General features: G+C 40.2%; 19 protein-coding genes. 4 read left to right on the top strand and 15 right to left on the bottom strand.

The features are described 5' to 3' along the window. Nucleotides 1-176: 176 nt before the first annotated feature. Genes secE through pbp2a form a run of 3 tightly spaced genes read right to left on the bottom strand, consistent with a single transcriptional unit; the run spans nt 177 to nt 2,890 of the window. The gene (gene secE, locus H7T98_RS05850; RefSeq protein WP_002883656.1) at nt 177-353 is read right to left on the bottom strand and encodes a preprotein translocase subunit SecE; all 177 of its coding nucleotides are present in this window, start codon (nt 351-353) and stop codon (nt 177-179) included. An 8-nt stretch (nt 354-361) separates the two neighbouring features. Next, nucleotides 362-514 (bottom strand): 50S ribosomal protein L33, encoded by a 153-nt coding sequence (gene rpmG / locus H7T98_RS05845; protein WP_002886472.1) that lies wholly within the window; start codon nt 512-514, stop codon nt 362-364. 48 nt (nt 515-562) lie between these two features. Beyond that, the gene (gene pbp2a, locus H7T98_RS05840) at nt 563-2,890 is read right to left on the bottom strand and encodes a penicillin-binding protein PBP2A (protein WP_022496568.1); all 2,328 of its coding nucleotides are present in this window, start codon (nt 2,888-2,890) and stop codon (nt 563-565) included. A 65-nt stretch (nt 2,891-2,955) separates the two neighbouring features. On the opposite strand from pbp2a, the gene H7T98_RS05835 reads away from it, so the two are divergent. From H7T98_RS05835 to H7T98_RS05820, 4 genes are all read left to right on the top strand, one after another. Next, entirely contained in the window at nt 2,956-3,825 is an 870-nt protein-coding gene (locus H7T98_RS05835) for an RluA family pseudouridine synthase (RefSeq protein ID WP_022496567.1), read from the top strand. A 184-nt stretch (nt 3,826-4,009) separates the two neighbouring features. After that, nucleotides 4,010-4,342 carry a TM2 domain-containing protein gene (locus H7T98_RS05830; RefSeq protein ID WP_002889819.1) on the top strand — a complete coding sequence of 111 codons (333 nt, stop codon included), beginning with the start codon at nt 4,010-4,012 and terminating at the stop codon, nt 4,340-4,342. Then, nucleotides 4,342-4,647, top strand: coding sequence for a DUF2752 domain-containing protein (locus H7T98_RS05825; RefSeq protein WP_022496566.1), 306 nt, complete (start codon nt 4,342-4,344; stop codon nt 4,645-4,647). Before H7T98_RS05830 ends, H7T98_RS05825 begins: the two co-directional genes overlap by 1 nt. A gap of 101 nt (nt 4,648-4,748) precedes the next feature. Next, the gene (locus H7T98_RS05820; RefSeq protein ID WP_022496565.1) at nt 4,749-5,594 is read left to right on the top strand and encodes a superinfection immunity protein; all 846 of its coding nucleotides are present in this window, start codon (nt 4,749-4,751) and stop codon (nt 5,592-5,594) included. An 84-nt stretch (nt 5,595-5,678) separates the two neighbouring features. Here the strand turns inward: H7T98_RS05820 and groL are convergent, their stop codons facing one another. From groL to H7T98_RS05760, 12 genes are all read right to left on the bottom strand, one after another. After that, nucleotides 5,679-7,298 (bottom strand): chaperonin GroEL, encoded by a 1,620-nt coding sequence (gene groL / locus H7T98_RS05815; protein ID WP_022496564.1) that lies wholly within the window; start codon nt 7,296-7,298, stop codon nt 5,679-5,681. 44 nt (nt 7,299-7,342) lie between these two features. Further along, nucleotides 7,343-7,630, bottom strand: coding sequence for a co-chaperone GroES (groES, locus tag H7T98_RS05810; RefSeq protein ID WP_013989994.1), 288 nt, complete (start codon nt 7,628-7,630; stop codon nt 7,343-7,345). A 167-nt stretch (nt 7,631-7,797) separates the two neighbouring features. Beyond that, nucleotides 7,798-8,601: an ABC transporter ATP-binding protein gene (locus H7T98_RS05805; RefSeq protein WP_002883592.1), complete on the bottom strand. Its 804-nt coding sequence runs from the start codon at nt 8,599-8,601 to the stop codon at nt 7,798-7,800. Then, a complete protein-coding gene (locus tag H7T98_RS05800) occupies nt 8,601-10,541 on the bottom strand; it encodes an ABC transporter substrate binding protein (RefSeq protein ID WP_022496563.1) in 1,941 nt (646 codons plus the stop codon). Before H7T98_RS05800 ends, H7T98_RS05805 begins: the two co-directional genes overlap by 1 nt. A 603-nt stretch (nt 10,542-11,144) precedes the next feature. Then, nucleotides 11,145-13,007: a proline--tRNA ligase gene (locus H7T98_RS05795; RefSeq protein ID WP_179969599.1), complete on the bottom strand. Its 1,863-nt coding sequence runs from the start codon at nt 13,005-13,007 to the stop codon at nt 11,145-11,147. Nucleotides 13,008-13,077: 70 nt separating this feature from the next. Then, on the bottom strand, nt 13,078-14,340 hold the full coding sequence (locus H7T98_RS05790) for a M50 family metallopeptidase (RefSeq protein WP_022496561.1): 1,263 nt from the start codon (nt 14,338-14,340) through the stop codon (nt 13,078-13,080). A 16-nt stretch (nt 14,341-14,356) separates the two neighbouring features. Beyond that, nucleotides 14,357-15,151 carry a phosphatidate cytidylyltransferase gene (locus H7T98_RS05785; protein ID WP_070437422.1) on the bottom strand — a complete coding sequence of 265 codons (795 nt, stop codon included), beginning with the start codon at nt 15,149-15,151 and terminating at the stop codon, nt 14,357-14,359. A 12-nt stretch (nt 15,152-15,163) separates the two neighbouring features. Next, on the bottom strand, nt 15,164-15,913 hold the full coding sequence (locus tag H7T98_RS05780; RefSeq protein WP_002886457.1) for an isoprenyl transferase: 750 nt from the start codon (nt 15,911-15,913) through the stop codon (nt 15,164-15,166). A gap of 128 nt (nt 15,914-16,041) precedes the next feature. Next, the gene (locus H7T98_RS05775; RefSeq protein WP_002883701.1) at nt 16,042-16,380 is read right to left on the bottom strand and encodes a preprotein translocase subunit YajC; all 339 of its coding nucleotides are present in this window, start codon (nt 16,378-16,380) and stop codon (nt 16,042-16,044) included. 125 nt (nt 16,381-16,505) lie between these two features. Then, entirely contained in the window at nt 16,506-17,222 is a 717-nt protein-coding gene (locus H7T98_RS05770) for a YebC/PmpR family DNA-binding transcriptional regulator (protein WP_002883635.1), read from the bottom strand. 155 nt (nt 17,223-17,377) lie between these two features. Continuing rightward, nucleotides 17,378-18,955, bottom strand: a complete 1,578-nt coding sequence (locus H7T98_RS05765) for an ATP-binding cassette domain-containing protein (protein WP_201061460.1) — start codon at nt 18,953-18,955, stop codon at nt 17,378-17,380. Between the two features lie 153 nt (nt 18,956-19,108). Continuing rightward, complete coding sequence (locus H7T98_RS05760; protein WP_037600167.1) at nt 19,109-19,981, bottom strand: helix-turn-helix domain-containing protein; 873 nt, start codon at nt 19,979-19,981, stop codon at nt 19,109-19,111. Between the last annotated feature and the right edge of the window lie 76 nt (nt 19,982-20,057).

The following is a 20,057-nucleotide window of genomic DNA, read 5'->3' as shown; positions in this document are numbered from 1 at the left end:
AATGACATTTAAACACCTTTGGCTAGGTATCTTCTAGATGCGAGTGTTAAATGTAAATGAATGTCTAAGGTTTAATTCAAAGCGTAATAAAAAAGCCTGGTGGCCCTTGTTCTCGCTTTTATCTGCATTTATTATAACAAAAAAGAGCAGGCATTCCCACTCTTTTTGTGTTTTCTTTAGAAAAAGTTAATCAGTGCTGACATAGCGCGACTCAACAATTCATCAAACGCATAGATGATGACAGTGAAGAACGCAGTATACTCAAGAACTGAAATAAAATCGTGCCAGCGTTGTTTACGGTCTGGCCAAGTCGTGTCTTTCAAGACTTTGAAAATACTTCCAGTTTGTCTCACGGTGTCTCCTATCTTGTTTCCTTATGCAAGGTGTATTTTTTACAATGTTTACAAAATTTGTTAACTTCTAGTCGTGTTGGTTTGGGAGTGCTACTCACATTAATTGAGTAGTTTCGGCTCCCACATTCAGCACACGCTAGGCTTGCTTTTTTCTGTGCCATAACGCCTCCGTTCTTTTTATCTTACCACTTTTAAATGCAATTGACAAGCTATCTGAATAGACCTGAGAAGGAGTCTGTAATCTTATCCCAAAGGCTGCTTGCCTGATCTTTAACGTCATTCACAACGTCTGATGCCTTGTCTGTCCATGACTTGTTACTGCTATTGCGCGAGTCATTTGGATCTGCCGTATAGTCTAGTGTTTGACCATCAGCTGCATAGGCATTTTCAACGGTAAACTCAGTACCTGGTGTATTTGGCAAAACATCCGCAGCGATGTAGCTGAAGATCGTCGAAGCTGTTCCCGAGCTAGCTCCTGTTAGGTAGTGACTCTCGTCAGTCTTATCAAAACCGATCCAGGTCGTCATAACCACATCAGGAGTATAACCAATCACCCACTGGTCACTAGTCAAATCCTTGTTAAATTCAGCCTGCACAGTACCTGTCTTACCTGCCATAGTATAACCTGTGTAGTTGGCATTCACAGCAGAACCATTTGAGAAGGTACCAAGCATCATGCTGGTCATCTGGTTAGCTACTGACTGGCTGATAACACGTTTAGATTTCTTACTATGGGTAGCAATAATGTCACCACTGGCATTTTCAATTTTAGTAATGAAATAAGCTGTGTTCATCTCACCACCATTAGCAAAGGTAGCATATGCCTGAGCCATTTGAAGAGGACTAGCTGTCACACCACCACCAAGTGAAATTCCCAGTTCTTCTGGAACATTGTCAAAGTTGAGACCGAATTTTTGACCGTAACTAATCCCTTTTTGAATACCGATTTGATTAAAGAGGTAAACTGCTGGGATATTGTAGGAGTTGGCCAAGGCTTGATACATGGGTACATCCTCTGTCTCAACACCACCGTAGTTGGTTGGAGTATAGCCGTTATAGTCGATTGGTTTATTAGGAAGGTCCTTATTGATGCTCCATCCTGAAGCCAAGGCCGGAGCATAGACTACCAAAGGTTTGATGGTTGATCCAGGACTACGTTTACCTTGGGTTGCATAGTTAAAGTTACGGAAGGTTGTATCACTGGTACCACCTACACGACCTACCAGACCACGGACAGCTCCAGTTGTTGGATCAAGTGCCACACTAGCTGACTGAGCTGTACTACCATCACTTTCTGATGTAGGGAAAAGATAAGTATTTTCGTAGGTTTGCTGCATGTTAGCTTGTGAGTTGGCATCCATCTCTGTGTAGATCTTGTAGCCATTTTTAACGATTTCATCCTCACTCAAGCCATAAGTTTTCGTAGCTTCTTCAATGACGGCATCAAAGTAAGACGGATACTTGTAGTCATCGCCAGTCCCTTGATAGGTATCATCCAGACGACTAGCCATATCAACTCCAGCCGCACTGTCGGCATCTGCCTGACTCAACTTCTTGTCATCAACCATATTGGCGAGGACAGTGTTTCGACGGTTGGTCGCATTTTGGATATTATCGATTGGGTTGTAAATTTCAGGTCCCTTAAGCATACCCGCGAGGGTCGCTGCTTCATCAACGGTTAGATTGGCAGCACTTGTCCCGAAGTATTTTTGACTAGCATCTTCAACACCCCAAACCCCATTTCCGAAATAGGCATTATTGAGGTACATGGTAAGGATTTCTTGCTTGCTGTATTTCTTGGTTAATTCCAAAGAGAGGAAGAATTCCTTGGCCTTACGAGTGACTGTCTGTTCTTGTGTCAAGAAGGCATTTTTAGCCAACTGTTGGGTAATGGTCGAACCACCACCAAAGCGTCCCATAGATACAATGGCCAAGAGGAATCGCTTGACGTTAACCCCGCTATTTTCATAGAAGGTACGGTCCTCAGTTGCTATGACAGCGTTCTCCAAGCTATCACTAATAGCATCTAGCTCCACATAAGTCCCTTTTTGCCCTGACAAAGAACCAGCTTGATTGCCTTCTTTGTCATAGATAACCGTCGTAGCTTTCAAGGCATCTTGAAGGTCTGAAACATTGGTCGTCTTGGCAATATAGAAAAGGTAGGAACCTACTGTCAAAACCAGCACAGCTAGCATGATAAAGAGAATTTTACCAATATGATAGCGACGCCAGAAACGGCGAATAGGATTTCTTGGCGAAAGTGTAAACTTGCTCAAGAACGCCTGAACCTTACCTAAAGGTTGGGTCGTATCAATAGGTTTCTTTTGCTTAGAACGTTGATAACGTGACGTCTCTTGACTTTCCTGAGACATATCTAAGTCTTCAACGGCTTGTTCAACCTCATCAGGTTTCTTAGCAAAGAGTCCCTTTATCTTATTTTGTAAATTCTTCGATTTTTCAGCAGGCTGGGAATCCTTACCCTTTCCGCTATTTTCTTCTTTAAAAAGTTTGTTTTTTAGATTATCAAAAAATGTCATAACCCTATTATACCAAGTTTTTACAGATTCTGTCCTCTTTTAAACGTTCATGATATAATGAAACCATGACTTTACACGTAGAAATTATCAATCCCTATCCTGCAACAACCGTCAAAGACTTGCTCGAAACTAAGCTCCTCATTCCTCGTAAGATTCGTCATTTCCTACGCACGAAAAAGCACGTCCTCATCAATGGAGAGACTATTAATTGGCAGAGTCCTGTTGAAAAAGGTGATAAGATTAGCCTGACCTTTGATACAGAGGACTACCCTGAAAAAATTATCCCTATGGGAAATGCCAGTTTAGTAGAACCTCTCTATGAGGATCAGCATCTCATCGTGGTCAATAAACCTGAAGGAATGAAAACACATGGTAATGAACCCACAGAAATTGCTCTACTTAACCATGTTTCGGCCTATTGTGGGCAAACCTGTTACGTCGTTCATCGACTAGACATGGAAACTAGTGGGGCTGTACTCTTCGCAAAAAATCCGTTTATCCTGCCAATTCTCAATAGACTCTTGGAAGATAAGAAGATTCAGCGTCAATACTGGGCTTTGGCTGAAGGTAAATTTCAGACCAAGGAGACTGTGTACAAAGACAAGATTGGATGCGACCGCCATGATCGTAGAAAACGGGTGGTTGATCCTAGAAAAGGGCAGGTTGCCTATACAACCATCACGCGCCTCAAAACCTTTAAAGGAGCCAGTCTGGTCAATTGCCAACTAAAAACCGGCCGGACCCACCAAATTCGTGTGCATCTGGCCCACCATGGGCATGCCATTCTGGGGGACCCTCTTTATAGCCACCGCCCCGCATCTCGACTCATGCTCCACGCCCACACCCTTAGTTTCACCCATCCCTTAACACTCGAAAAAATCACTGTTAAGGCAAGTTCAGACAGTTTTGAACAAGGGTTGAGAAATCACAAATAATAGAAGTAGGCTCATTCTCAAGCATAGTGCGAAAGGATTATCCTAATGATCCTCTAGTTATGACACAGTGGAAGCTTGCAAATAAGTTGCTTTTATTGACTTCAAAAGCCTTGACCACCTTGAATCTCCCTTTATATTATGTTATCCTTTACATATCATTTAAAATTTGAGGGGTATTTAATTTATGAATCCAGTCGATCAATGGCTAGCAATTAACGCCAAGTATTTCCCAACAGAACAAGTTCAGTACATCCGCCAACGTCTTGAGGCACTTCCTGAACAACAACTTTCAATGCTTTACTCAATCAGCTTCCAAGACCCTACGATGATGCTTGTCATCTCACTTTTTGGTGGTTCTCTTGGAATCGACCGCTTTATTTTGGGACAAGTTGGTCTTGGTGTTGGTAAACTTTTGACATGTGGTGGATGTGGTATCTGGTCAATCGTTGACTGGTTCCTTATCATGGATGCTACTCGCCAATCAAACGCTCAAAAACTATTTGCAGTTATTGGCTAATGAAAAACTATTTTACACGCTTGTGGGCCTACCACCAGCGTTTTTTTAGATTATATCTCTTAGTTTCAGTGGCAGTTTATGGAGTCTACCTTTTACATCTTCCAACACCACTCAGTTTAATCCTAAGACCATTTGGCCTTAAAGGTTGGAGTGCAGGCCTAACACGCGCTAGTATCAGACTCTTACACTTAGATTGGCAGGGAGCCTGGGACTATAATCCACTGATATATCCTCTAGTGGTCTATATCCTAACCTATTTCTTTCTCTTCCCCATCTTTAGTGATAAGAAGATTATAAGGAAATAAAGTAAAGACTACTATCCCACTCCCATTGCAGTCCCCTTACACTATTGCTATAATTGTAATTATTGAAATTTTTATAATCAAGATATCTGGAGGTTATACACATGAAGCAACAAGATTGGATCGATTTTTTCCAAGCAGTTAATGGTCGTAATCCAAGTATTCAAGAAATGGCTGAAGCAGCTCAGAAAGGCGAGTTTGTCCGAGAAACTCCCAAACAGACTGTAGAAGTAACAGAAACTGTCTCACAAAAAGAGACTGTAGAAACAACGAACGGCTCAGAAGTCGTTGAGCCTACAAAACCTGTACCATCAACAGAGGTTGTAGAAACTGCCGAAAAAGATGTTGACAGCTATGATGTTGCTGAAGAGCCACTCACTAACTCTACAGCAGATGAAGAAGAGACTTTCCAAGCAACTAACCTAGCTCAAGAAAATCAATCAAAGACCTTCCAGGAACAAGTTAAACCTGTTGTAGAAACTGCCAGTCAGACTGTTAACCAATTTGCGAATCAAACTGGCGAAACTTTCCAACAAGCAAGCAAAAATCTAAATGAAACTTGGAAGAAACAAGACAAGAAAACCCAAACAAACCTCATCATGTTAGCCGTCGCTTCCATCCCAGCTATCCTCTGGGCTCTTGGAATGATACTCTTAGGAATTGCCAGTGATGATCTTAGTGCCGGATTGATCACGGCTCTTCTCTCCGTCATCATTAATTTCCCCTTGGTTGTACTTCTTATATTACCAGCTCTTCTAAATAAAACAGATAAAAAATGGCCAATCTTTATCCTATCCTTTCTTCTAGGCTGGACATTCATCGGTTGGATCATCCTTCTTGCTGTTTCTATCAATACGAATAAGGAAGCAGAACGCATTAGACAACAACAAATGATGATGCAAATGGCAGGTCAACAAGGAAGTTCTGATACATTTAACCCTTTTCAGTAATTAACAACAAATAATTGAAAAAAAGAAAACCCAGAAAAAGTTTCTCGACTTTTCCTAGGTTTTTTCTTTTGCTTTTTTAAACTCTTAGTAGCCCATCATTCCTGGATCCATAGCTGGTGCTACTGGAGTTTCTGGTTCAGGTTTATTGGCAACGACTGCTTCAGTTGTCAAGATAAGACTAGCTACAGAAGCAGCATTTTGGAGGGCAGAACGTGTGACCTTAACAGGATCGATAATTCCTGCTTCAACCATATCTACCCATTCACCGTTAGCAGCGTTAAAGCCTGTACCAACTGGGCTGTTCTTCAATTTATCGATGATAACTGAACCTTCATAACCAGCGTTATAAGCAATTTGACGAACTGGTTCTTCCAAGGCACGGAGGACAATGTTACGTCCTGTAGCGTCGTCACCTTCAAGATCAAGTTCAGCAACCTTAGCAATGACGTTAACAAGGGCTGTACCACCACCTGCTACGATACCTTCTTCAACAGCGGCACGAGTAGCGTTAAGGGCATCTTCGATACGAAGTTTCATTTCTTTAAGGGCTGTTTCAGTGGCCGCACCAACCTTAACAACTGCAACCCCACCTGACAATTTAGCCAAACGTTCTTGAAGTTTTTCACGGTCAAATTCAGATGTTGTTGTTTCCAATTGAGACTTGATGAGGTTAACACGGTTAGCAATCGCTTCTGTGCTTCCTGCACCTTCAACGATAACTGTGCTATCTTTATCCACAGTTACTTTCGAAGCTTGACCAAGTGCTGCCATAGTTGCATCCTTAAGTTCAAGACCAAGATCTTCAGTAATGACAGTTGCTCCTGTCAATACGGCAATGTCTTCCAACATCGCTTTACGACGGTCACCAAAGCCAGGTGCCTTAACAGCAACGACATTGAAAGTTCCACGAATCTTGTTAAGAACAAGTGTAGGAAGAGCTTCACCATCCACATCATCAGCAATGATCAAGAGTGGACGGCTTGTCTTAAGCACTTCTTCCAAGAGTGGAAGGACATCCTGAATATTTGAAATTTTCTTGTCAGTCACAAGGATAAATGGATTTTCAAGGTCAGCGACCATTTTTTCATTATCAGTAACCATGTACTGAGAAAGATAACCACGGTCAAACTGCATACCTTCAACCACTTCGAGTTCTGTCTCCATACCACGAGACTCTTCAATAGTGATAACACCGTCATTACCCACACGTTCCATTGCTTCTGAAATGTATTCACCAACTTTTTCAGAACGTGATGAAACAGCTGCAACTTGAGCAATGGCTTCCTTATTGGCAACTGGTTGAGCAATAGCTTTAAGCTCTTCCACAGCTGTAGCCACAGCTGCTTCAATCCCACGACGGATACCGATTGGATTAGCACCAGCCGTTACATTTTTTAGACCTTCACGGACAATAGCTTGTGTCAAAACAGTGGCTGTAGTTGTTCCGTCACCGGCAATATCATTCGTTTTTGAAGCCACTTCGCTGACCAGTTTGGCACCCATATTTTCAAAGTGATCTTCGAGTTCGATTTCTTTAGCAATTGTTACACCATCATTAGTGATAAGAGGTGAGCCAAAAGCTTTTTCCAAAACCACGTTACGACCTTTAGGACCAAGCGTTACCTTAACTGTATCAGCCAAAGTATCAACACCACGAACCATTGCTGCGCGTGCATCTGATGAAAATTTAATATCTTTTGCCATAGTTACTCCTTCTTTATCTTACTTTATATCTGATTAGCATAGACCTAAGCTAAGACTGCTAAAATATCTGCTTCACGGATAATTGAAACGGAATCATCTCCGTCTTTAACATTGATACCTGCACCATTTTCAACAAGAACTTTATCGCCTGCTGCAACACTAGGTGCAATCAATTCACCAGTAAGAGTACGGATTCCTTCACCTACTGCCAAAACCTCAGCAGTCTTTGTAGCTTCATGACTAGCTCCTGCCAATACAAAGCCACTAGCTGTTTTTTCTTCTGTTTCTTCAAAACGGACAACGATACGATCACCCAATGGTTTCAATGCCATACCAATTACCTCCAAATGTTATTTATTATTAGTAACGTGTGAAACGTTATTTTTAGCACTCATAAACCACGAGTGCTAATCCATATATTTATTTTAGCACTTGGTCAAAAATAGTCAAGAAAAAACTACCCAAAATCTGAACTTTGGATAGTTTCTTTTTTTGTTTGTTAACCGAGCACCAAGGCATCGTCATTGAGGACTTGTCCACTATTTTTGTGGAAGAGGTCCATAAGTTCTGCAACAGTGAGGTTTTTCTTTTCCTCACCTCGCACATCGACAACGATTTTTCCATGATAGAGCATAACCAGACGGTTCCCATATTCGATAGCATGTTCCATATTATGGGTAATCATAAGGGTTGTCAATTCTTGTTCTTCAACAATCTTACGTGTCAAATTCATGACCATATCACTTGTCTTAGGATCTAGGGCTGCTGTATGTTCATCCAAAAGCAAGATTTTTGGACGCACCAAGGTTGCCATAGCAAGTGTCAAGGCCTGACGTTGTCCACCTGACAAGAAATTAGCATCGGTCTTCATACGATTCTCAAGACCAAGACCAAGATCTACCAAGGCTTCCTTGAAGACTTGACGTTCGCTTTCAGTGATAGACTTTTTAAAGAAGCTACGTTTCTTACCACGACGATAGGCAATCGCCATATTTTCTTCGATAGAAAGGTTTGTCGCTGTCCCCATTCGAGGATCTTGGAAAACACGACTAATATCTTTAGAGCGCTCATCTACAGATGCTTTCTTAATAGATTGCCCCTCCAACAAGATATCCCCCTCATCAATGCTAAGAACACCAGCAATTGAATTCATCAAGGTTGATTTACCAGCACCATTTCCCCCAATAACAGAGATAAAATCTCCCTGTTCAATGTCGAGATCCAAACCACGAAGGACGTGATTTTCATTGACCGTGCCTTTTTCAAAGGTTTTATGAATCTGTTGTAAACTAAGTAAAGCCATTACTTGTCACCTCCTGGAGTCAAGGATTTGTTAGGTTTGATTTTTAATTTTTGTCGTACTTCTGGCACATAAAGGATGATAGCAAGCAAGATGGCTGAAGCCAATTTCAACATTTGAGCATCAACATTCATGGCAAGGATAATAACCAAGACCAAACGGTAGAGAACAGCTCCTACAACAATTGACCAGAGACGTTTGCCAAGTGGTAGATACTTGACGATAACTTCAGCCAAGATGATAGCAGCCAAGCCATTTACGATGGTACCAGTACCCATATTCATATCCGCATAGCCATTGTTTTGAGCTAGGAGGGCACCTGATAGAGCAATCAAACCATTGGAAATCATGTAACCAAGAATCTTCATACGGTCAACCTTGATACCATTAGCTTCACCCATGGCAAGGTTATCACCTGTTGCACGAAGGGCCAGACCTACCTGTGTATTAAGAAGAACAACCAGCATAAGCACTACAAGACTCACAAAGATAAGTCCTAATAGAATCACACCATTCAACTTAGACAAACCAAGCCCCATCACCATAGTCACAAGCGTATTATGTCCTGAAAGAGAGACATTGGCACTTCCAAGAACCAAAAGGTTAACTGAATAGAGCCCTGTTAAGGTAATAATCCCTGTTAAGAGTGCTGGTATCTTCATTTTCGTATGCATAAAGCCAGACACAGCTCCAGCAAGCATACCAGCTACAAAACCACCTAGAGTCGCAAAGATTGGGTTGATCCCACGGATAATCATGATAGTTGTCGTAGCAGCACCAAGTGGGAAGGCCCCCTCAGCTGTCAAATCAGCAAGGTCCAAAATACGGAAGGTAATGAAGACCCCGATAGCCATAATAGCCCAGAGGAGTCCCTGAGAAATGGCTGTTAGCACCACATTTGAAAATCCTTTTTTAGAAGACTTATTGACCTTAAGCTTAATGACACCCTTATCTTTTTTAGCAATTGGTTTGTCATCTTGTGTTGATGCTTTAGATTCCTCGTCACTAATACTTGAGACATCGATACCAAGCTCTTTAGCCATGTCATGGTTAACCACAACATTTAGTGTTTTAGGGTACTCTGCATCGACATCCTTGACCTTCTCACCTCGGAGAACACGACCTGCCAACTTACCTGTTTGACGACCAAGAGCTTCATAGTTGGTTCCATAAGTAAATAGGACACCCTTTTCCACACTACCAGCATCACTACCAACAACTGGAACCTTAGTCTCCTTAGAAAGATCTACCAAGGTATTGATAGCACTAACAATGGTATTGTCAGTTGGGATGAAGATAACCTCGGTCTGACTCATCAAGCTCTTGGCTGTATCTTGGATATCGTTAGTTGATGAAATTCCCTTGATAACAGTTTCAATACCAGCTTCCTTGAAATATTTCTTGGCTTCTTCAACCTGAACTTCTGAGTTACGCTCGCTGGTCGTGTACATAATCCCAACTTTTTTAGTGTTTGGAAGGACCTTTTTCAACAACTCGACTTGTTTGTTGATAGGTGACATATCGCTTGTCCCTGTCACATTTCCTCCAACATTGTCCATAGACTTAACCAATTTAGCTGAAACTGGATCTGTAACAGCCGTGAAGAGAATTGGCTTGTCCTTTGTCAAACTACTCAAAGACTGGGCTGCTGGGGTTGCGATAGCCAACATAAGATCATTATCTTCAATAAGCGACTGAGAAATCGTCTGCAAGTTGGACTGATCTCCTTGTGCATTCTGATAATCGATTTTGATGTTCTTACCGTCGACATAACCTTCATCTTTGAGTTCTTCAATGAACCCTTTACGTGTCGCTGACAAGGAAGGATGTTCCACATATTGGAGCACACCGACGTGAACCAAATCTTTATTAGAAGCATTAGAACATGCTACCAAGAGGACAGCTGTAATAACAGCCATCATACTGACCAAGAATTTCTTCATCTTGTATACCTCTATTTTTTATTCTATCTATTTCCAATTTTCTTTTATACTTTTCCGAGACGATAGGGTCGAAAGTAAGCGAATCAGGCCTACATCGCTTCTTCAAATTCTAAAGTCGTCATCCAAAGACCACTACCTTTTCATCTCATAAAAGTTGGTTAGGATTCACCAAAATTTAGACATCCAAAGGTAAAAAGAAAATTAAAAATAGACCACGGTATGAAAAAAACCAGTTAGGACAGGCCCAACTGGTTTTCTGCATTCTGACTAGTACAAACTAGCTTATGTCACCGGTTAGACCTATTCATCTAATCGGCTAATCCATCACAAAATGCTTTAGCTTCATAGATACAAACTGACTGACGCTTGTATCTTGAAACACAAACGTCCTATCTAAAGAAACTAAAGTAATAAAAAGCTTTAAGATTTCCCAAATGGGTCGCTTTATTAAGCATGTGATGCCTCCGTAGTTATGATAGTTTTAAGTTTACACTATTTAGACAATTCTGTCAAATTGGAATTTATCACCTTTTGTGTCGACTTATCATCGTCACTTCAAATAAAAAAACTCTTCCTGCTCCTGCAAGAAAAGATTTTTTAATCTTAAGCATCTTGTTCGGTTGTTAAGATGGCAAGCGTTTCAATCAAGTTATCTGCGTTAACTTCAATAGTATCACCAGTTGCCTTGATTTTAACTTCGACAACACCTTCGCTGGCTTTTTTACCAACTGTTACACGGATTGGAAGTCCGATAAGGTCACTATCAGAGAATTTAGAACCGACACGCTCATTACGATCATCTGTTAAGACATCATATCCTTCAGCCATAAGAGCAGCTTCCAAACGTTCTGTCAAAGCATTGGCTTCTTCATCCTTAGTGTTAACTGTAATCAAGTGAACATCATATGGAGCCAACTCTTTAGGGAAGTTAATTCCCCATGCATAGCGGTATTGACCTTTTGGTGTCTTGTTAACAAAGAGACGTGCATGTTGTTCGATCACAGCTGACAAGATACGGCTAACACCGATACCGTAACATCCCATGATAATTGGAACAGCACGGCCATTTTCATCAAGAACGTTGGCACCCATACTTTCAGAGTAACGTGTACCAAGTTTAAAGATATGACCAATCTCGATACCACGCGCAAACTTAAGGACACCTTGACCATCTGGTGAAATTTCACCCTCTTTAACTTCACGAATATCCACGTATTCTGCCTTGAAGTCACGCTCTGGGTTAACTCCTGTCAAGTGGTAACCATCTTCATTGGCTCCAACGACAGCATTAGCCACATCTTGAACCTTACGGTCCGCAATAATGCGAACATTTTCAGGAAGGTTAACTGGACCAAGAGAACCAAAGTTAGCACCAAAGACTTGACGAGCTTCATCTTCTGTTGCTGGTTCAAGGAAATCAGAAGCAAGGTAGTTTTTCAACTTCACATCGTTAACCTGATCATTACCAACAAGAAGAGCCACCACCGGTTCATCATCAGCAATGAAAAGCAAAGTCTTGATGGTTTGTTCTTCTGGAACATTCAAGAAAGCAGCAACTTCATCAATTGACTTGCAATCTGGTGTTTCAACACGAGTCAATTCTTCTTGAGTCACAACCTTAGTCGCTGGTGTGTAAGCATTTGTCGCCATCTCAAGGTTAGCTGCATAGCTTGACTCTGTAGAATAAGCAATCGTGTCTTCACCAGATACCAACCATGATGTCAATTCTTGCTTGATTTCTTCCAAAACATCTTCTGGAATCTCATCCAATGAAGCAATTGACTTGTCAAGAACTACCCAACGGTTGAGATCTGTACGCTCAGGAGTAACCGCCATAAATTCTTGAGAATCCTTACCACCCATGGCACCACCATCACCGATGATTCCCTTAAATTCAAGGCCAGCACGTGTAAAGATAGCCTCATAAGCTTTACGGTAGTCTTCATAAGTGATATCCAAATCTTCATAGTTTTGGTGGAAACTATAGGCATCCTTCATGATAAATTCACGTGTACGAAGAAGACCATTACGAGGACGTTTTTCATCACGGTATTTAGATTGGATTTGGTAGAGATTTAGTGGCAATTGTTTGTATGATTTAACCGCATCACGAACCAAGGCTGTAAAAGTTTCTTCGTGAGTTGGACCTAGGATAAAGTCAGACTTATCACGGTTTTTTAGTTTATAAAGGTCTTCACCGTAAGTTTCATAACGGCCTGACTCACGCCACAAATCTGCTGTCAAAAGCGCTGGCGCCAACATTTCAACCGCACCGATTTTTTCAAACTCCTCACGCATGATGGTTTTGAATTTCTCGATAGCACGATTTGCCAATGGCATATAAGCATAAATACCAGCAGAAACCTGACGCACGTAACCCGCACGTACCATAAGGGCATGACTGATAACTTGAGCATCACTTGGCATTTCACGAAGTGTTGGAATCAACATTTTACTTTGTTTCATCATTTACATACTAAGGAGGCTGGCCCTTGGCTCAAGTCCCTTAGACTTCCTTTCGTTTCTTTGTTTCTAATTAAAAGAAAGCACGCATAATATCATTCCAAGTGACTGCAATCATAAGAACAACCATGATAGCAACACCTGCAAGTGTAATATAGCTTTCAATTTCTTGATTAAGTGGTTTACGACGAATGGCTTCAATAATATTCATAACAATTTTTCCACCGTCAAGGGCTGGAATTGGGATAAGATTGAAAATTCCCAAGTTAATTGAGAGCATCCCCATAAGGTTAAGAATGGAAATCAAGCCATTTTCTGAAGCCTGGGCAGACATCTGGAACATAGCAACCGGTCCACCAAGTTTATTCAAACTAAAGTTGGTGATAAGCCCCTTAAGTGCTACAAGAATTTTGAAGGCCCCTTCCCAAGCCATTTGGAAACCACCAAAAATCTTATCTTTAAGACCTGTTTTTAAAGCAGGAGAAACACCCAAAAAGTAGCTACCTTGGTTCTCCTGAGGTTTAACAGAGATTTTTTCTTCCTGACCGTTACTTCTCTTAACTGTCACAGAAAGGCTGTCACCTTTGGAGAATTTTTGGGTATTCTCTGTCAATGCTTCCTTCAAGCTGTCCCAATCAGTAACCTTGTCCTTATTGATAGCCTCGATGGCATCACCATTTTTCAAGCCTGCCACCTGAGCAGCGCCTCCATCGGCTACCTGGATACGGTTGGTCGATGTATCTTGAACACCGCCCTGAACAAAGGCTAAGATAATAAACACAAGCACCCCAAGAATGAAGTTATTCATAGGACCAGCAAAGTTGGTAATTAAACGTCCCCAAATGCTTGCATTTTGATATTGGACATCCTTAGGAGCGATACGAAGTTCTGTACCATCCTCCTCAACGATAGTCGCATCATGATCAACCTCATAGGTCTTGGTCTCATCTAGGACTAGACCTGTAATGGTTAACTTATCCTCCAAATCATAGGCAGTGACGTTCATAGGTAAAGCCGTCTGATCAATCTGGCGATCCGAAAGGTTGATACGTCTTACCTTACCATCTGATCCAATCGTTAGACTGGCAGGGCTACCTGTTTTAATCTCAGTTGTATCTTCACCCCAACCAGCCATACGGACATAACCACCCAAAGGGAGGATACGGATAGTATAAACGGTACCATCCTTACCTGTATGTGCAAAAATTTTCGGTCCCATACCAATGGCAAATTCACGAACCAAAATTCCTGAGCGTTTGGCAAAAAAGAAATGACCAAACTCATGGAAGACGACAATCACACAGAAAATCAGTAAAAAGGTAATAATAGCTTTCATCTAGACACCTCCACTCTTAAAAAAGTCCTAGGAAGTGCATGATTGGGAAAACGAAGATCCAGCTATCGCAACGGTCCAAAATACCACCATGCCCAGGAATAAGATTGCCTGAGTCTTTAACGCCAAAGTGACGTTTAATAGCTGATTCAACCAAATCACCAAATTGACCAAAGATACTAAAGAGAATCGTACAGATAAGCAACCAGAAGAAGTTATGAGGGGCATAAACGCCGTGGTTAATCAAACCAAAGATAAGAGCCACAATGATTGCGGACAAGATACCACCGACACTACCCTCAATAGTCTTATTTGGCGATACTTTTGGCAATAGCTTATTCTGACCAAATTGACGACCAAAAAGGTAAGCTCCAATATCTGTTGCCCAAATAATAAAAAGAGCAAAGAGAACTTTTTCCCAACTATCCAAACGTGCCGCAATGAGATTTTGGAAACCAAAACCAACATAAAAGGCAGATGCAATTGGATAAGCTGCATCATCAAAAGAATAATGGTCGCTATTAAGGACAGTCCCCGCTAGAATCAAAAATGAAATAACAGCGAAACCTGTCACACTAGCATTTGTTGGAAGACTGATAAAATACTGATCAATCGGCACAGCCAAGATAAAAGCTGCCACCATTGATAAAATACCCTCGATAGAGAAAATCTCCAAGTGCTTCATGCGAAGCATCTCAGACACTGCAACCATGGCCATGGCTCCAACCAAAAGTTGGAAAGGAAGACCACCGATAAAGAGCAATGGGAGGAAAATGGCTGCTGCCACACCCCCACCAATTAAACGTTCTTGCATGAGAGGTCCTTTCTAGACACCACCGAAGCGACGGTGACGTTTATTGTAGTCAGAGATGGCTTGACGTAGCCCTTGTTGGTCAAAGTCTGGCCAGAAAACATCTGTGAAGTAAAACTCACTATAGGCAGATTGCCAAGGCAAGAAATTACTAAGACGAAGCTCGCCACTCGTACGGATAATCAAATCTGGATCACGGTAGAGGTAAGGCAATTTATCTGTCATCAAATGCTTAGCAATGAGATCTTCATCAATAGCTTCAGGACTGAGTTTGCCTGCTTCAACCTCTTTAGCAATCGCTTGAACTGCAGATACAATCTCCGCACGACCACCATAGTTCAGTGCAAAGTTGAGAACCAAACCGGAATTATGTTTTGTCTGCTCAACTGCCTTTTCAAGAGCATCTAAGGTTTCCTTAGGCAGACGACTGTTATCTCCGATTGTCAAAATACGAACATTGTTTTTGTCTAATTCTGGTACATATTTGTTAAAGAATTCAACTGGCAAATTCATGATGAATTTCACTTCATCTTGTGGGCGTGACCAGTTTTCAGTTGAGAAGGCATATACTGTCAATACCTTAACCCCAAGTTGTGACGCTTCGATAGTTACCTTTTGCAAGGCATCCATCCCAGCCTTATGCCCCATCACACGTGGTTGTAGACGTTTTTTAGCCCAACGGCCATTTCCATCCATAATAATACCGATATGGTTGGGAATATTGTCTAGAACCTCTTGATGAGATTTTTTTCTAAATTTAAACATGGAATATCCTCTAAATATAGTTTACCCTTTATTTTACCACATTTTCAGGGGTTCTGAACAGCTTTTAATACCGATAAGATTAGAAAACGCAAAAAGACCAGGATTTAACCTAGTCTCAAATACACATCTTAGTTTTCATCAGCAGACTCAATTGCTGAATCTTCTTCGATAATTGTCTTTTTAGTTGTTTCTGCTGTTTCTGTAGTTGGTGCTGGTGTGATTACTTTCATGATTGAACGACTCAAATCAAAGGTCAAGAAAACACCTTCTGCATCCAAAACAATACGGTTATTTTCTTTGTCAATCTCATCGACAATAGCAATCAAACCACCGATTGTTTCAACCTCAGCACCCTTAGCAAGACCTGCAAAACGATCTTCCTGTGCCTTTGCTTGGCGACGACGGCTGAAAGCCACATAAGCAACAATTGCGACCACATAAATGGCCAAAACTAGCATCATATTCATATTTCGTATTCCTCCAATAATTCACTTGGCTACTACTATATCAGATTAAGTCAGGACAAGCAAGACAAATCCTTAGACAGACCACATAAAAACACTTTCCTTATAACGGAAAGTGCTGAATGAGACTACATATCTGCTACGTTGTGATATACCTTTTGAACATCATCGTCTGCTTCAAGAGCATCAATAAGTCCTTCGAAAACTTCAAGGTCTTCACCTTCAAGAGTAACCTCAGTTTGTGGAATCATTTCAAGTTCAGTCACTTGGAACTCTTCTTGTCCGTTAGCACGGAGAGCTTCCAAAGCTTTGTGAAGATCTGTTGGCTCAGTATAAACAGTGATAGTACCATCTTCTGCTTCTACATCTTCAACTTCTACATCTGCTTCAAGCAATTGTTCAAAGATTGCGTCTGCATCTTCACCTGCAAAAACGATAACACCTTTTTTATCAAACATGTATGAAACAGAACCTGAAGCACCCATGTTACCACCATTTTTACCAAAGGCAGTACGTACGTTAGCAGCTGTACGGTTAACGTTTGAAGTCAAAGTATCTACGATAATCATAGAACCATTTGGTCCAAAACCTTCATAACGTCCTTCAACGAAAGTTTCATCAGTGTTACCTTTAGCCTTATCAATGGCCTTATCAATAACGTGTTTTGGCACTTGCGCTTGTTTAGCACGCTCCAAAACAAATTTCAAAGCTGAGTTTGATTCTGGATCTGGTTCACCTTGTTTAGCAGCTACATAGATCTCAACACCAAACTTAGCGTAAACCTTAGAGTTTGCACCATCTTTAGCAGTTTTCTTAGCAACGATATTAGCCCATTTACGTCCCATGGGATTCACCTCTTCTAAGAGATTTGTATCTCTGATTTGTTTTTTCTTTTTTGAAAATAGCAAAGCTTGCTAAATTCACAATCCCTTACATTATAGCACTTTGACTGCCGTTAGTAAAATTGAAATAAATCCTAAGCATTTATCATATGAAACATTTACTCAGTCCCCTCTCCCAAACGAATAATCTTATCAAAATATGGTTCATTTTCCTTTATAAGATGGTGGGTAACCGTGATATAAGTGATATTAGGATCACTTAATAATAGGTGCTCAATACGAGTAGCATTATTGTGGTCAAGATTTGCAGTAGCTTCATCAAAAATCACAACAGAACATCCTTTTAAAAATGCTCTTATCAGGCCTATTCTTTGTTTTTGGCCCTCCGAAAAGCTACCGTCGCTTACTTGCTCATCTATACGGTTTAAGAAAGATAAAAGATTAACTCTTTCAAGAACTTTCTTGATTTGTGTATCAGTAATAGCTTCATTCCAAAGGGTTAGATTGTTCCTCAAGGTATCATTATAGATATGAGTTTGACTCCCAACATAGGCACATTCAGACACGATTGAGTTCTCATCAATCTCTTTTGACTCCAATTTTCCAAACAAGATTTTTCCCTCGTAATCTTTAAGATTACCTAGGAATATATTAAGCAGGGTTGACTTCCCACTACCTGAGCATCCAGTAATAGCATACTTGCCTCCTTTTTTAAAGGTTTGGGTGAATCCCTCAAAAATAGCCTTATCTCCAAAATGATAACTTACATTCTCAAAGCGAACATCCTGAATAGTCGCTATGCAAGTCTTTGGACCCTCTGGAAAATCGTGAAATTTTTTTAAGATAGGATCGACAGACTTAATTGTCACTTGCAGCTGATTAATGGTGGATAGAGAGTTAAAAATATTACCTGATATCTGACCCACAGAAGCAATGGTACCTACGGCAATATTCCCAAAAATAATTAACAAGCCAGTTAGAAGAAGTATCAACATCTGAGCGGCAACTGAAAATAAAGCCATCAGCGTCTCAGTGCTAGTCTTTCTTTTTGTAAAAATAATTTTTTGTACAATATATTTCTCAACAATGGACCTCACTTGTCTAAGAAATATCTGTTTACGACTAGCGTAATAAACATCCGCATATCCATATAACTGATCGCTTATTCCAGAAACAAGCTCCTCATTCGCTTTGGAAAATATCTCCATTGATTTCTGCATTTTATTGGTAAATGGTTTGGGAAGATAAGTCAGACACAAAGTTAAAAAAATGGCTAGCAGAACAATCCTTACATCATAACTTAATAAGGCGATAATTGAAAACAAAGTGGTGAATACTGTTGAACAAAGAGTATAAATACTTGAAAAGCCATTTGATTCAATCAATTGGATATCATTATTTAATACTGAGAGATGCTCTCCAATATCACTCTTTCTAAATTCACTAAAAGAATGGTGAATAATTTTACTAAGATAAGACTGACGAATAGACAAAGTCATTTTTTGGATTAATTTTGTTTGATGTACCGCAATAATATAATTCAAAACTAAATAAATAATGTAAAGACCTACCTCTAGACCTAAGAGAGCTAAAAAAGATTGGATTCGCTTAGATACCAGCTGATTCGTCATTAAAGCTAAGGTTACCGAGGCACTCACGAAAATAGCAGCATTCAGTGCTAACAGTAGGATATGAACTAAATTGTCATACTTGTATTTAAGAATATAGGTTCTCATAGATTTCCTCACAATCTAAATCACCTTGGTATATAATCAGTTGGATAAATTGAAGACATTGGAATACCATATATCCATTGAAAATTAAAAACCATAGTGATGTCGTACTATGGTCTTAGTTTATTCTATTTTTTAACTCACTCTATAAAATTGTCATATAGTGGAATTTAACAACTCTTGATACTCTGATTCCTTAGCAAGCAATAACTTTTCCGCACCTAAAGTCCTAAGAGTTTCTAAACACCCCTCAATTAGATTTCTCCCTTCAGCAACTTCACCCGACTTTATCAAGTAAGACCCCATTACAAATATCAACTCATGTCTTTCATATAAGAGGACCTCAGGAATTCCACTATCATTGACTAAATCTAAATAGTATTTCGCTGAATCTAGTTCATCACGTCGTAAAAATTCATAAGCTGCATTAATAAGAAGACTAATTCGGATTCTTTGATTTGAGTCGCTATTTCCAAAAAGTCTAGTTCTATACACAATCTCCTTGGTCAAAACATTAAGTGTCTGGGTGGAAATAAACGACATACTATTTCCTAATATGATTAACTCTCTTTTTCCCCATTGTTCAATGCTAAAAAGATAGTCTGTTAATTCCCTTACCTTATTTTCATCAACCTCTTTATTTGAAACACTTGCCAAAAAAGATTCTAGCATAATACTGTTATAGAGAAATGATTTGTCTTGTGTGAGCTCAAATTTACGACGCTCTTCTCCAGCGTACTTCTGTAACGATAAACTATCGTTTTGATAATAAGCCTTACTAGCACTTTCTAATAACTTTTCAGTATGAGTCGGATTATCTTGAGATAAAATACCATAGAACTCTTCAATACTGACATCCAATTTATCTAACAAAAGAAAAAATCTAGATAATGAGATATCAGATTCTCCACGTTCAAATTTTGATAAGAAAGATACTGATAAATAATCACTAGCAAGTTCTTTCAATGTCAAATTCTTTGATAAACGAATTTTTTTCAACAAAGCACCCATTTCCACAGGTCCAATCATGATTCATCCTCCTATGCTTGAACTAATTATAGCAACAATCATCCCTAAATTAAAGAGCCACAAAACCCAACTAGCC

This window comes from Streptococcus sp. 23.2, assembly GCF_016648665.1.
In the GTDB taxonomy this organism is placed as follows: Bacteria; Bacillota; Bacilli; order Lactobacillales; family Streptococcaceae; genus Streptococcus; species Streptococcus salivarius_E.
Note: the sequence above shows the minus strand (reverse complement) of the source record. Positions and strands in the feature narration are given on the sequence as shown.

Coding starts and splice junctions, on each gene's coding strand:
- rpmG (WP_002886472.1), bottom strand. CDS start 514: ATGGCACAGAAAAAAGCAAGCCTAGCGTGTGCTGAATGTGGGAGCCGA.
- pbp2a (WP_022496568.1), bottom strand. CDS start 2,890: ATGACATTTTTTGATAATCTAAAAAACAAACTTTTTAAAGAAGAAAAT.
- H7T98_RS05835 (WP_022496567.1), top strand. CDS start 2,956: ATGACTTTACACGTAGAAATTATCAATCCCTATCCTGCAACAACCGTC.
- H7T98_RS05830 (WP_002889819.1), top strand. CDS start 4,010: ATGAATCCAGTCGATCAATGGCTAGCAATTAACGCCAAGTATTTCCCA.
- H7T98_RS05825 (WP_022496566.1), top strand. CDS start 4,342: ATGAAAAACTATTTTACACGCTTGTGGGCCTACCACCAGCGTTTTTTT.
- H7T98_RS05820 (WP_022496565.1), top strand. CDS start 4,749: ATGAAGCAACAAGATTGGATCGATTTTTTCCAAGCAGTTAATGGTCGT.
- groL (WP_022496564.1), bottom strand. CDS start 7,298: ATGGCAAAAGATATTAAATTTTCATCAGATGCACGCGCAGCAATGGTT.
- groES (WP_013989994.1), bottom strand. CDS start 7,630: ATGGCATTGAAACCATTGGGTGATCGTATCGTTGTCCGTTTTGAAGAA.
- H7T98_RS05805 (WP_002883592.1), bottom strand. CDS start 8,601: ATGGCTTTACTTAGTTTACAACAGATTCATAAAACCTTTGAAAAAGGC.
- H7T98_RS05800 (WP_022496563.1), bottom strand. CDS start 10,541: ATGAAGAAATTCTTGGTCAGTATGATGGCTGTTATTACAGCTGTCCTC.
- H7T98_RS05795 (WP_179969599.1), bottom strand. CDS start 13,007: ATGAAACAAAGTAAAATGTTGATTCCAACACTTCGTGAAATGCCAAGT.
- H7T98_RS05790 (WP_022496561.1), bottom strand. CDS start 14,340: ATGAAAGCTATTATTACCTTTTTACTGATTTTCTGTGTGATTGTCGTC.
- H7T98_RS05785 (WP_070437422.1), bottom strand. CDS start 15,151: ATGCAAGAACGTTTAATTGGTGGGGGTGTGGCAGCAGCCATTTTCCTC.
- H7T98_RS05780 (WP_002886457.1), bottom strand. CDS start 15,913: ATGTTTAAATTTAGAAAAAAATCTCATCAAGAGGTTCTAGACAATATT.
- H7T98_RS05775 (WP_002883701.1), bottom strand. CDS start 16,380: ATGAATATGATGCTAGTTTTGGCCATTTATGTGGTCGCAATTGTTGCT.
- H7T98_RS05770 (WP_002883635.1), bottom strand. CDS start 17,222: ATGGGACGTAAATGGGCTAATATCGTTGCTAAGAAAACTGCTAAAGAT.
- H7T98_RS05765 (WP_201061460.1), bottom strand. CDS start 18,955: ATGAGAACCTATATTCTTAAATACAAGTATGACAATTTAGTTCATATC.
- H7T98_RS05760 (WP_037600167.1), bottom strand. CDS start 19,981: ATGATTGGACCTGTGGAAATGGGTGCTTTGTTGAAAAAAATTCGTTTA.